General features: G+C 38.5%; 11 protein-coding genes. 2 read left to right on the forward strand and 9 right to left on the reverse strand.

Annotation, left to right across the window (positions count from 1 at the left end; translation table 11 throughout):
- Positions 1–357 precede the first annotated feature (357 nt).
- On the forward strand, positions 358–2,550 hold the full coding sequence (locus J2Z23_RS00385) for a heavy metal translocating P-type ATPase (RefSeq protein ID WP_209972903.1): 2,193 nt from the start codon (positions 358–360) through the stop codon (positions 2,548–2,550).
- 516 nt (positions 2,551–3,066) lie between these two features.
- On the opposite strand, the gene J2Z23_RS00390 is transcribed toward J2Z23_RS00385, so the two are convergent.
- Positions 3,067–4,296 (reverse strand): DNA polymerase IV, encoded by a 1,230-nt coding sequence (locus tag J2Z23_RS00390; RefSeq protein ID WP_064468598.1) that lies wholly within the window; start codon positions 4,294–4,296, stop codon positions 3,067–3,069.
- A gap of 406 nt (positions 4,297–4,702) precedes the next feature.
- Here J2Z23_RS00390 and J2Z23_RS00395 point away from each other — a divergent pair, with 406 nt between their 5' ends.
- A complete protein-coding gene (locus J2Z23_RS00395; RefSeq protein ID WP_083492353.1) occupies positions 4,703–5,128 on the forward strand; it encodes an isochorismatase family protein in 426 nt (141 codons plus the stop codon).
- 210 nt (positions 5,129–5,338) lie between these two features.
- On the opposite strand, the gene J2Z23_RS00400 is transcribed toward J2Z23_RS00395, so the two are convergent.
- The 8 genes from J2Z23_RS00400 to J2Z23_RS00435 all read right to left on the reverse strand — a co-directional run bounded on the left by J2Z23_RS00400 (position 5,339) and on the right by J2Z23_RS00435 (position 13,615).
- The gene (locus J2Z23_RS00400; protein WP_238482543.1) at positions 5,339–6,628 is read right to left on the reverse strand and encodes an N-acetylmuramoyl-L-alanine amidase; all 1,290 of its coding nucleotides are present in this window, start codon (positions 6,626–6,628) and stop codon (positions 5,339–5,341) included.
- Positions 6,629–7,109: 481 nt separating this feature from the next.
- Entirely contained in the window at positions 7,110–8,507 is a 1,398-nt protein-coding gene (sufB, locus tag J2Z23_RS00405; RefSeq protein WP_057984197.1) for a Fe-S cluster assembly protein SufB, read from the reverse strand.
- Between the two features lie 168 nt (positions 8,508–8,675).
- Positions 8,676–9,107, reverse strand: coding sequence for a Fe-S cluster assembly sulfur transfer protein SufU (gene sufU, locus J2Z23_RS00410; RefSeq protein WP_057984195.1), 432 nt, complete (start codon positions 9,105–9,107; stop codon positions 8,676–8,678).
- Positions 9,097–10,326, reverse strand: coding sequence for a cysteine desulfurase (locus tag J2Z23_RS00415; RefSeq protein ID WP_209972909.1), 1,230 nt, complete (start codon positions 10,324–10,326; stop codon positions 9,097–9,099). Before J2Z23_RS00415 ends, sufU begins: the two co-directional genes overlap by 11 nt.
- Entirely contained in the window at positions 10,326–11,636 is a 1,311-nt protein-coding gene (sufD, locus tag J2Z23_RS00420; RefSeq protein ID WP_057984190.1) for a Fe-S cluster assembly protein SufD, read from the reverse strand. Before sufD ends, J2Z23_RS00415 begins: the two co-directional genes overlap by 1 nt.
- 17 nt (positions 11,637–11,653) lie before the next feature.
- Entirely contained in the window at positions 11,654–12,439 is a 786-nt protein-coding gene (gene sufC, locus J2Z23_RS00425; protein ID WP_174517072.1) for a Fe-S cluster assembly ATPase SufC, read from the reverse strand.
- Positions 12,440–12,659: 220 nt separating this feature from the next.
- Positions 12,660–12,812, reverse strand: coding sequence for a YuzK family famiily protein (locus J2Z23_RS00430; protein ID WP_191967478.1), 153 nt, complete (start codon positions 12,810–12,812; stop codon positions 12,660–12,662).
- A gap of 503 nt (positions 12,813–13,315) precedes the next feature.
- Complete coding sequence (locus J2Z23_RS00435; protein WP_057984186.1) at positions 13,316–13,615, reverse strand: thioredoxin family protein; 300 nt, start codon at positions 13,613–13,615, stop codon at positions 13,316–13,318.
- Positions 13,616–13,838: the final 223 nt, after the last annotated feature.

Genomic DNA, 13,838 nt, shown 5'->3' on the forward strand with positions numbered 1-13,838 from the left:
TTAAAAATAATTAATAAAAACTATAGCAAATATCAACATAAATTGAAAGACAAGTCTTTTTAAATAAAAGCATGTCGCCTTTATAGGCCAAAGGCACTTCGTGTTGTTTCTAACGCCGTTTTGAATCCTTTTACGAGATATAATCGCCCTTGTCAAACTCAACTCTGTTCTATCACTACCATTTGCACTGATCCTTCCTTATACATTATAACATCGATGAACTTGTCTCTACGAATCTCTCATTTTTAACACTTAGAACTATAATCTGAATATGAATTGATGGTGGAAATGTTCTAACTATCTTAGATTGCCAATAGACTATAACAATAGGTTGGAAAAAGTTGGTGAGAAAAATTTATGGAAGAAACCAAATATTTCTCTGTTACAGGTATGCACTGTGCTGCATGTGCAACGAGAATTGAAAAGACCATCTCTAAGATAGATGGTGTAAAAGATATTCATGTTAATCTTGCAACAGAAAAAGGACGAGTTACCTTTTACAAAAAGCGGACAAACCTTAAAGAAATCTTCGACAAAATTCGCAAAATTGGCTTTGAGGCCAAAGCCATCGCAAAACTCTCTACAGAAGGCAATCCATACAAAGAAATTAAAAAACTACAACAGAGATTTTTCTTATCTGCTCTACTGACTATCCCGCTTGCTTGGGCAATGTTTGATCATTTTACATGGGCTTCATTCATCCAAGTTCCCGCTCTTCTAACAGAGCCTTTATTGCAATTAATCCTTACCATTCCGATTCAGTTTATCATTGGTTTTCCGTTTTATGAACGCGCATGGAAGGCGGTAAAAAGCGGACATGCTAATATGGATGTACTAGTTGTCCTAAGTACTTCCGCCGCCTTTTTCTATAGTCATTATCTAACGTTTACAACATTACAATCAACCATGCCGCCCCCTGTTTTATATTTTGAAACAAGTGCTTTTATCATTACTTTTATATTATTAGGAAAGTTACTTGAAGCGAAGACAAAATTAAAAACAACGGAAGCACTCAAAAACCTTTATCAATTACAAACGAAAACAGCTACTCTTTATGAAAATGGTAGAGAATTCCCTTCACCGGTTCAACAACTGGTCCCTGGTGATATTTTAATTATTAAAGCCGGGGAAAAAATACCGATTGATGGGGAAGTCATCTTCGGCTCAACCATGGTGAATGAGTCTTTATTAACGGGAGAAAGTATTCCTGTTGAGAAAGCCATGGGTTCCCCTGTCTATGCAGGAACAATCAATCACCATGGCTTATTAAGAGTGAAAGTAACGACGAAAGAAAGTGAAACAACATTATCGCAAATTATTCAAATTGTCGAAGAGGCCCAAAACTCCAAAGCTCCGATCCAACAGACTGCTGACCAAATAACAGCGATCTTTGTGCCCATTGTGCTTATTATTGCAACGATGACATTCTTAATATGGTATTTATCTTTACAACCGGATCAATTGGGGACTGCTTTGGAGAAGACGATTGCTGTATTGATTATTGCTTGCCCATGCGCACTTGGCTTAGCTACACCTACCTCTGTTATGGTTGGCAGTGGACGGGCTGCCCAAATGGGAATTTTATTTAAAGAAGGAAAAAACCTAGAAGTATTAGGGAAATGCCGCACAATTATTTTAGATAAAACAGGCACTCTGACGGAAGGGAAGCCACATGTAACAAATATCCAGATTGATTCTCAACAACAGGAAGAAGTATTAAAGCTAGTAGGAGCTGTAGAACAAGGGTTTAATCATCCAATCGCAAAAGCGATCGTTAGCCATGTACAATCCATTCTCCCCTCCCTGCCAACTGCTGAACAAGTACAAACGATTCCTGGGCATGGCGTAGAAGCAAAAGTGCTTGGAAAAAAAGTAGTCATTGCTAACCCTTCCTATCAACTTCATTCTTTATCGAATAACCAAAAGCAACAAGTGAAAAAGCTGGAGTCAGCAGGAAAAACTGTGATGATTATTTGGATTGATACTCATTTCGCTGGGATTATTGCTGTGGCTGATCAATTAAGAAATTCTTCTGCGCCAGCTGTCGCACGTTTAAAACGATTAGGACTAAAACCAATATTATTAACAGGTGACAATCCATACACCGGTATGGCAGTTGCCAAACAAGTAGGCATCCAAAAACTGCAAACAGGTTTAAGTCCCATCGATAAAGCGCACATTATCCAGAGCTTACAGAAGAAGGGCGAAAAAGTCATTATGGTTGGAGACGGCATGAACGATGCACCTGCTCTCGCTGTTGCTGATATTGGGATTGCCATTGGTAGTGGCTCAGATATCGCTATCGAATCCGGAGATGTCACCATCATTCAAGGGGACCTCCACCGTCTCGTTGATGCCATTCAAATCAGTAAAAAAACGATGACCAATATCAAGCAAAACTTTCTTTGGGCTTTTCTCTATAATCTCGTCATGATCCCCTTTGCCATGCTTGGTCTTTTAGCTCCTTGGCTCGCCGGAGCTGCTATGGCATTTAGCTCCGTGTCTGTCGTTTTAAATGCGTTAAGATTGAAAAAGCTTAAGCTTCATTGAGGAAACTTTTTCCATTCATTCGTAAAAACAGTCTGCCTGGATTAATTCAGACAGACTATTTTTTTAATGACCCACAATTAAAGGGGTTAGCTCAAAAGTCGAAAATCGCCGAAAAGATTCCCTTGCAGTGGGCCTACAGGACATAGGTCATGCAGGCGTTGCGCTAGGATAGCGCGCATTTAGTCTGCGTACTTAGAGCTTCAGCCTCAGACCAACACGGAATTGGTCATAAAGGCATGTACAAGGATGTATTTTGACGGAGCAACACGTTGTTCTCCTCCCTCTTTTTCGTGACGGTCATCAGTAGGACCCTTAGATGTTGCGCTTTAAGCCTGCCGCTAGAGAAGCTGATACTATTTTCCCGTTGGCATGTCGCCATTTGTGGCGATTTTCTAGAAATGTATTCCTTAATAGAAAATGAATTGAAACTCATTCATTTTCCTTGCTTTTTTGGTTAGGTAGAATCCCTTCTTAATATAATCAGCTCTCTGTATTTATTTTCCTTTGTATGTAATTTTATTTATAATGGCCACCAATTTTTGCGGCCCTCTCACTCGCCTGTCCAGCAGCTGTTAAAGATGAGGCTCTAAATAAAGCCGTACGTCCATATTTATCCCACACAGTGTCAAACGCATTGTTTAAGCTTTCTTTTAACAAATAATTATTGAATAGGTCAAATTGATAATTGTTTGATGGTTGCAGATTTGAAAGACTAACTCCAAGACTCCTTATTGGCTCATTGTCCCAAAACTGTTGTAAAAGATTAAAGGCAGCCTTAAAAATGTCTAGATCATAATCAGTGGCAAAGGGCAAAGTGGTCTGCCGATGAAATCCCGTAGGATAGTCAAAATTAGCTCCCCTCACTCCACAAGTTATTGTAGTGCCCATATATCCCTTTAATCGGCACCTCCTAGCTACCTCTGTACAAAGCTCCAATAATACTACTTTAATTTCATCTAAATCGTTATAATCTCTCGGCAATGTCATATGATGGCCGACAGCCTTTTGCTGATCATGTGTTTTTACAGTGACAGGCGAATAATCTATCCCGTTGGCCGATCTCCATAATACTTCCCCGTTAATCCCCCATCGCTTTCTTAATAGTTTAACCGGGAAATTAGCTAACCCACCAATTGTAGTGATCCCCATCCCATTTAGATGTCTCTTCATCTTACTACCGACCCCAAACATCTTTCCGACAGAAAGTTTCCAAAGTTTATCGATATTATTTTGATCTAATCGAAAAATCCCATCCTTATTCTTTTTGGCGAAATTATCACAAGCCATTTTAGCAAGAATTTTATTGGGTCCTATTCCTACCCTTGCATAAATGCCTGTGTCCATCATTATTTTTGCTTGCACCTTTTTAGCTATTTCAAACTGATCACCAAATAACGCCCGGCTACCTGTTACATCCATAAATTGTTCATCAATACTAAAAGGCTCAACAAGATCAGTAAACTGTTCCATGATTTTGCTAATTTGTATCGATACATCGATATAAAGTTGCATATGCGGACGCACTACTTGAACTTCAGGACATTTATATAAAGCTGATCCTAAAGTTTCTGCAGTCGTGATGCCATGCTTCTTTGCTAACGGACATGCGGCCAGTACAATTCCACTTCGACGTTCTGGATCTCCCGCTACAATCACAGGTTGATGTTGCAGAGAACTATCCCTTACCTTTTCCACGGAGGCATAAAATGATTGCATATCCACAAGGAAAATTATTCTTTGCATCATACAGCCTTCTTTCCAACTGATAAGATGTTTTCCATTTTAAAAGTGCGAAATTGCCTTTTGCTATAGCAATACGCTTTTATAAACGTATTTGTAATGGCCAAAACCTTGATAGTCCGTTGAGATAAGTGATTTTGACTATCTATATAGATAATTTGTATTGGAGTTTTATGATTACATGCTCTTTTCAATAGATTATTCATGAGCGACAACCCCCGAACGTTTGTTTTTATATATTATACACAAACATGCGTTCTTTATTCAATGGAAAAATATCCCAGAATATTTCAAATCACGATGCTGAAATGAAGCAGATCTTCGTTCCATCCAGCATTAATCTAAAAGATGAGATGTAACGGTTCTAAATTAGCGAGAATAATGGGAAAGGTTAAAAATAGAAAAGACGGCTTTGCTGGTTATAGACGTTCAAAATGCTATGTTTGCCAAAACCAACCCAAAATACGAGGGAGAAAGCCTCCTTAAAAATCTTCAGGACGTAATGAATAAGACACATCCTGATAATATGCCCGTCTTTTTTATTCAACATAATGATGAAGAATTCATAAGTGGAACACCGCTTTGGGAAATTCATTCTTTAATTGTTCCCCATGAAGGAGATATTGTCATCCAAAAGCATACATCTGATTCCTTTCATAAAACCGAGCTTCTGGAAAAACTTGTATCAAAGCAAAGCCAAAATCTTATTGTCGTTGGAAATCAGAATGAATATTATACCGATGCTACGATTCTCCATGCATTTAGTCTTGGCGATCATGTTACACTTATCAAAGATGTCCACCGAACATGGAATTCAAATATCTTAGCTGCTCAATAGATCATTGATCATCACAATCAGGTGTTGGGTAATGAAAGATATGCAATTTCCTGACTAAAGAATAGTCGCCAAAAACGGTGACACCCTTTCAGAAAGCATGCCACCGTTTTTGGCGATTTTCTGAGCATTTATTCAACAATAGAAAAAGTAGTGAGGTTTATTCATTTTTCTTGCTTTGTTATTGAAAACTGATTGGACAATTCTTTTTATTTATCCACGCATTTTCTTAAGCAACTGATTATTTTGTGAGGCTGTACCTGTATAATTCTTAATCCCATACTTAGCTGCTAACTTTTTACGATTCGCAAAAGAAGCATCGACCTTGATGGAATTGAGATAATCGACAATACTGCTAGTCTTTTGGTCTCCTTTAGGTTTGCTTGTAGGTTTAGGAGCAGCTCCATTCCGCATTTTATTAAGAAGCTGTGTGTTTTGCGCTGAAGTTCCTGTATAATTTTTGATCCCATATTGATTAGCTAACTTTTTACGATTTGCAAAAGATGCATCGTCCTTGATGGAATTGAGATAATCGACAATACTGCTAGTCTTTTGGTCTCCTTTAGGTTTGCTTGTAGGTTTAGGAGCAGCTCCATTCCGCATTTTATTAAGAAGCTGTGTGTTTTGCGCTGAAGTTCCTGTATAATTTTTGATCCCATATTGATTAGCTAACTTTTTACGATTTGCAAAAGATGCATCGATTTTCTTACTGTTAAGATAGTCCACAATACTGTTACCTTTATATTCGTTCGTCTTTGGCTTTTCTGGACTAGGTGTTGGTGTAGATGTAGCTGGCTTTTTACCATTTCGCATAGCATTTAATAGTTCAAGATTTTTAGCGATAGATAAGTCATACCCAGATATCCCATATTCCTTGGCAAGCTTTTTTCGATTCGTGGTACTTGAATCAATTCCTTTACTGTTAAGATAGTCTACAATCGAGTTTCCTTTGTATTCAGTCGATGATGGTTTTGTCACGACAACCGACCCTACCTCTTGTGTAGGAACATGAACGCCTGTGCTCCCTTTCACCAATCCGATAAAGTCATTCCAATCAATCCCCTTGGAACCATGTCTAAGGTTCTGTGGACAATCCTTTCCACTCCAACGATTATGTTGTACTACATTTCCAATAGGGATGCTATGTTGCTTCATAAGATACTTAACAAGCTCAGCCGCATTTTTGACTGCCTTTTTAAAATTACCATCCGAATTCACACAGATTTCAATCGCAATCGATTCCATATTCCCTTTTCCTTGACCATCCCCTGCATGCCAACACTGCACATTATCAAGAAACGATTGAATAATCTCCTTATCATCGACTTGGTAATGCCATGATGCCAGGCGACTATTTCCTTTAGACTGTAAATTAGCATGGGATTGAGCATTAGCTCCTTTTACCGTATTAGCTGTTTCGTGGATAGTGATGTAGTTACATGGATTTCCGACTCCTGATGTAAGGGAGCGAACGGCTACTAATTGTTTCTTAATTGAAACCATCAATATCCTCTCCTTTCTTTATAAGATGCGGTTTAAGTATCATTCGTACAGGCTTATAACCTGTAAAATTGAAAAAAGAGCAAGGCCTATTTAAGCCTTGCTCATTAAGTAAGATTGTTGTACTTACCTTTTTGTTTTCGATCTATCTATAGCATGTATACTCGGAACGCGACACTAATTCCTTCAATCGCAATTAATGATCTTACTTCTTTAATTTATCGATATGGTCAAAAATGGCATAGAAAAAGTCGCCAAGGCTGCTAGCGACTTTCCTTTTTTCATGATTTAAGCAATCCAACAGATCGTTATGATTTCATTTAATCTAAAGCTACGAGTCTTCCTCTTTCCTCAAAAATACGTATCAGATTGGGAAGTCATTAATCTATTAATACAACCGCGGTATGTTTAGACATCATAGAAAAGACGAACTTCAAAAGTTCGCCTCCTCCACTAAAGAAAATCTGCCTTGCATAAATTTGTATTAACCAATCGAACCTTCCATTTCAAACTTGATTAGACGGTTCATTTCAACAGCATATTCCATTGGTAGTTCTTTTGTAAATGGTTCAATGAAGCCCATAACGATCATTTCAGTTGCTTCTTGTTCGCTAATTCCACGGCTCATGAGATAGAAAAGCTGTTCTTCAGAAACTTTCGATACTTTCGCCTCATGCTCCAATGAAATATTGTCATTCAAGATTTCATTGTATGGAATTGTATCTGAAGTAGATTTGTCATCCATGATGATCGTATCACACTCAATTGTTGAACGAGCACCATCCGCTTTACGGCCAAAATGGACAATCCCACGGTATGATACTTTTCCACCATGTTGAGAGATAGATTTAGAAACAATGGAAGAAGATGTATTTGGCGCTAAATGCATCATTTTCGCACCAGCATCTTGGTGTTGGCCTTTACCAGCCATTGCGATCGAAAGTGTCATACCACGTGCACCTTCTCCCATCAATAGCACGGATGGATATTTCATAGTTAATTTAGAACCGATATTACCATCGATCCATTCCATTGTCGCATTTTCATGACAAACTGCACGCTTTGTAACTAGGTTATACACGTTATTTGCCCAGTTTTGAATAGTCGTATAACGGCAATAACCACCTTTTTTCACAATGATCTCTACAACAGCACTATGAAGGGAGTTCGTTGTGTAAACAGGCGCTGTACAACCTTCTACATAGTGGACAGATGCCCCTTCATCCACGATGATCAGTGTACGCTCAAATTGCCCCATGTTTTCCGAGTTAATACGGAAATAAGCTTGAAGTGGTGTATCTACTTTTACACCTGGTGGAACATAAATGAAAGATCCCCCAGACCAAACAGCAGAATTCAATGCAGAGAATTTGTTATCTGCTGGTGGAATAACTGTTGCCCAGTGCTCACGGAAAATATCCTCATTTTCCTTAAGCGCGGAATCGGTATCCTTAAAGACAATTCCCATCTCTTCAAGGTCTTCTTTCATATTGTGGTATACAACTTCTGATTCATATTGAGCAGAAACCCCAGCCAAATATTTTTGCTCGGCTTCCGGAATTCCTAGCTTATCAAAAGTTTGCTTGATTTCTTCAGGAACTTCATCCCAAGACCGTTCAGTATGTTCAGATGGTTTTACATAATACGTAATTTCATCAAAATTCAACCCACTTAAATCTCCGCCCCATTGAGGCATTGGCTTTTGGTAAAATTGCTCAAGAGATTTTAAGCGAAATTCTAACATCCACTCTGGCTCTTCTTTCATTCTGGAGATTTCTTCTACGATCTCTTTCGTTAATCCCCGTTCTGAACGAAAAATGGAAACGTCTTTGTCACGGAAACCATATTTATAATCGCCAATCAACGGTGCTTTTTTCGCCATTCTTCATTCCTCCATTCTAGAAATTAGACCTGCAAAATACAGGTTCAAAGGCTTTGAGAATTACAGGTAGTCATAATGCAAGTGGAGCGATGGATCATCGTAATTTGCCATGCCACAAACATTACGAACCTAGCCTCTACTATTTAGCAAGAAAAACTTACTGAATATTTATTCATTTAATCCTTTTTCCATTGCCTTCCACGCAAGTGTGGCACATTTAATTCGGGCCGGAAACTTGGAGACGCCTTGCAAGGCCTCCATATCGCCAAGATCAAGATCTTCTTCATCATATTCCTTGCCCTGAATCATTTCAGAAAAAACATGGGAGAGCTTATAAGCTGTTTCCACATCTTTTCCAATAATCGTTTGCGTCATCATGGAGGCAGATGCCATTGAAATGGAACAGCCTTCCCCTTCAAACTTGGCATCTGTCACCTTGCCATCCTCAACCTTCATGGTAAGATGAATTCGATCTCCACATGTTGGATTATTCATGTCAATAGTGAGATTTCCATCCTCTAGGCTGCCTTTATTACGCGGATTTTTGTAATGATCCATTATGACTTGTCGGTAGAGTTGATCAAGATTACTAAAAGACATTCGTGAAATACTCCTTTGTTTTGACTAAGCCATCTACAAGCCTGTCAATGTCTTGTTCCGTGTTATATAAATAAAAGCTCGCTCTTGCTGTTGCTGAAACATCTAACCATTTCATCAAGGGTTGTGCACAATGATGACCTGCTCGAACTGCAATTCCTTCCGCATCTAGAACAGTAGCTACATCATGAGGGTGAACATCATCCAAATTGAAAGTGATCACTCCAGCACGTTGTTCAGCTTGTTCTGGTCCATAGATTTTTAATCCTGCTACAGAAGACATTTTTTCCATACCATAGGCAGCTAAACGATGCTCATACGCGAGAATTTCATCTGGACCAATCTCATTAAGAAAGTCGATTGCTGCTCCAAGCCCAATCGCGCCCGCAATAATCGGTGTTCCTGCTTCAAATTTCCATGGAAGCTCCTTCCATGTTGACTCTTGAAGCCCAACAAAGTCAATCATCTCACCACCGAATTCCACCGGCTCCATATCCTCTAGCAATTCTTTTTTGCCGTACAATACACCAATGCCTGTAGGACCGCACATTTTATGAGCAGAGAAGGCAAAGAAGTCGCAGTTTAAATCCTGTACATCTATTTTCATATGAGGAGCGCTTTGCGCACCATCCACTACCATAATCGCTCCATTTTGATGAGCAATGGCAGCCAATTCTTTAATCGGATTAATTGTCCCTAATACATTGGAAACATGCATAATTGAAACAATTTTTGTCTTCGATGTGATGGTATTCTGCGCATCCTCAAGATCAATTGTCCCATCTTTTTGTAAGGGAATATATTTTAAAACTGCTTTTTTCTCTTTCGCAACCTGTTGCCATGGAATAATGTTACTGTGATGCTCCATATAGGAAATCACAATTTCATCACCTTCTTCAAGATTCGCTCTACCGAAACTTGCTGCAACAGTATTTAAAGAAGTCGTTGTTCCCCTTGTAAAAATAACTTCTTCAGTCGATGGGGCATTGATAAATTTCCGAACCTTTTCTCGTGCTCCCTCATATTGATCGGTTGCACGGGTGCCCAATGTATGGACTCCCCGATGCACATTCGAATTATACTCACGGTAATAACGATCCAGTGCTTCAATCACTTGCACCGGTTTTTGTGAGGTCGCAGCACTATCCAGGTACACAAGCGGGTGTCCGTTGACTTCTTGATCGAGAATCGGGAAGTATTGGCGAACCTCTGAATATTTCATTACTTAACTTTCCTCTCGATGATCGCTGTTAATTGATTTTTAACAGATTCAATAGGCAATTTCTCCACCACAGGTGCAAGGAAACCATGAATGATCAAGCGTTCCGCATCTGCTTTAGAGATTCCGCGACTCATAAGATAGTAAAGTTGCATTTCATCTACACGGCCAACGGAAGCAGCATGTCCCGCCATTACATCATCTTCATCAATCAGAAGAATTGGGTTTGCATCTCCACGGGCTTTTTCACTTAGCATTAAAACACGTGATTCTTGCTCCGCATTAGCGCCTGATGCACCTTTTTCAATTTTTCCAATTCCATTAAAGATAGAAGATGAAGAATCCTTCATCACACCGTGCTTCAGAATGAAACCTTCTGTCTCTTTTCCGTGGTGAACAATACTTGTAGTAAAGTTTTGTGTTTGCTTACCTGTTCCTACTACAACGGTTTTCGCGTTACTATTGGAACCATCCCCAATTAGGTCTGTTATATTCTCAAAGATGGTATCTCCATCATTCATCATCCCTAATGCCCAATCTAGTGTTGCGTCACGTCCTGTAATACCACGACGGTTCACATAAGTTGTGGAACCTTTTGCAAGTGTATCAACAGCACCATAAACGACTTTGGCATTGTTTCCAGCTACAACTTCAGAGATGATATTGAAAATACCGTTCGTCTCATCTGTAACAGAAAGATAGTTTTCGACATAGGTAACCGAACTATTATCATCCGCTACAACAAGCACATGATTAAACATAGCCGCTTCCTGATCATCAAAAATAAACACAGATTGAATCGGTTCTTTTACTTCGACATTTTTAGGAACATAAAGGAATGCTCCACCATTCATTAGAGCCGCATGAAGAGCTGTTAATTTATGTTCGTCGACCTTTACAGCATCCTTCATATAATATTTTTGCAAAAGCTCGCCATGTTCTTTGGCAGCAGTCTCGATATCTGTGAAAATAACACCTTGATCCTTCAATTCATCAGAAAGAGTCAAATAGGAAGCTGTTTGATTATGTTGAACATATAAATTTTTATTCGCATTTTCGACATGAACAACATTTTTTGCAATTTCAGGCAGGTCATTTAAAGATTGAATTACTTTTCCCTCTGCCTGATGCTTATTAAAATCCGTAAGATTCCATTTAGTGATTCTTGTTTTATCGGGTCTTGGCATCGGTATTTCATCCGCAAGCGCCAATGCTTTTAATCTAAGATCTGTTAACCAAGCAGGCTCGCCTTTTTCAGTCGAGAAGGAGCGGATGTAGTCTTGATCGATTGCCATTTTCGTATCAATTGTCATTATGATCCTCCTAACACTTATGCTTCTTGACCAACTGTTTCGTCTTCAATTCCTAGTTCTTCTTTAATCCAATCGTAACCTTGTGCTTCTAGTTTTTGTGCAAGTTCTGGACCACCAGATTTTACAACACGACCTTGCATCATTACATGCACTTTGTCAGGAGTGATATAATTTAGAAGACGTTGATAGTGAGTAATGATCATGCAGCCGAAATCACTTGAGCGCATTTCATTAATCCCTTTAGAAACAATTTTTAATGCGTCAATATCAAGACCAGAATCAATCTCATCAAGGATCGCAATGGCCGGTTGAATCATCATTAATTGTAGGATTTCATTACGTTTCTTTTCCCCACCAGAGAATCCTTCATTTAAATAGCGTTGCGCCATATCAGGATCCATCTCTAGTAATTCCATCTTGCTATCCATTTCTTTAATAAACTTCATTAAGGAAATTTCGTTTCCTTCTTCACGACGTGCATTAATGGAAGAACGAAGGAAATCGGCATTCGTTACACCGCTGATTTCACTTGGGTATTGCATTGCTAAGAAAAGTCCCGCAAGCGCACGCTCATCAACTTCCATTTCTAATACATCTTTTCCGTCTAAATGTATAGATCCTTTTGTTACCTCATATTTTGGATGGCCCATAATTGCGGATGCCAATGTTGATTTTCCTGTCCCGTTAGGACCCATAACTGCGTGAATTTCTCCACCCTTTATTTCTAGGTTTACCCCTTTTAAAATCTCTTTACCTTCGATCTCCACATGAAGATCTTTAATTACTAATGTTGAAGCCATGATCATACCTCCGTATCGAGATTGTGATTTTCTTATTTGAATGAGTATTTCTTCTCTTTTACTCCTATCCCATCTTAAACCATTTTAAAATTATTATCAACTAGGGGAGTTTTTCCTTCCGTTTTACTTTCCATAAAAAAAGCAGATAAAAAAGGTTGGCAAATAAAATGCCAACCTTATTAATCTAGGTTTATACGTTTATTTTGTTCATTTAGATGGTTTCTTAAACATGAATTTTCCGTTCTAAATCCGATGCTACTCTTTGAGAACGCAAGTAGTCTTTTTCTCGTTTTTTCTCAATCGTCATACGAATGTCATGTTTTCTTTTGTAAATTTCGTAGCCAACTCCATGCGCCGCATGCATCGCTTTTTCCATACCATCTGTGTACTCAAACTTTAAGGGATTAATTAGGAACCAATCCTTTCATTTTTTGACCTTCATAAAGTAAGTTCAAAAAGGGGCAAAAATCGAACTGGATCTGCTAAGTTTTTGACTTCCGCGATCCCCTTAAGGAGTTTGCGGTTAGGTAAAAAATCTTATCCTATAAAACAGACTTATAAGTAATGACTCCTATTCGCCATAGGATATGTCGCAACTTAGCCAAGATTTTACCTTCCAGTAATTTCCAATTTTACCGGACTTTTTGAACGACCCTATAAGGTCATTTTTTAATTACCCTTTTCACGTTCCCTATTATAAACGAAAAAAAACAAATAATAAAATAGAAAATACTAAAATGTTCAAGCCGTTTCCCGTATGCCATCAAGGTTAAACCACATTTTTGTGCAAAAATGTTCATTTACCAAACTCTACCGAAAGCACTAGATAAAAGAACAAAAAGTCCCGAATGACTTGAGGACTTTTTGACTTGGATAAAATTATTTTAATTTTTCGTAAAGATAAGGTACAGAGTGAAAAGCATAAATTTTGTTTTGAACTTCTCCTTCGTTCAGTTGAATCAGACAAGGAACACTTTCAATTGAAAATCGTTTAGCTATTTCCGGCAAATAGTTCAAATCTGCTTTTTTAAATGGCGGTTCCTTTATCATTTGTTCTACAATTCCCAACATTTTCCCAGCCACTTGGCAAGTTCCGCATAAAGGGGTGTAAAAATATAAGATCACTGATTCTCTTTTTTCTATTGCTTTGATTATTTCATCCTTTGTACATTCTTTCATGAAATCATCCTTTTGGAGAATGGCACACTCGTGTTTGAAAGATAAGTACCTTCTCTTTTAAAAAATATAAAGAGGCTAGGGCATAAGTGTTTTACCAAAGAAAAAACCGAACTACCATCGTGGAAATAACCCGCTGCAAAAATTCCCTTCGCTAGGTAGTGCAGTGTTCGTCTTTAGAGTTAAACATTTTCATTATGTCCCAGCCTCTTATAACGGTATGCGA

The organism is Lederbergia galactosidilytica (genome assembly GCF_017873565.1).
GTDB classification, from domain to species: Bacteria; Bacillota; Bacilli; order Bacillales; family Bacillaceae_C; genus Lederbergia; species Lederbergia galactosidilytica.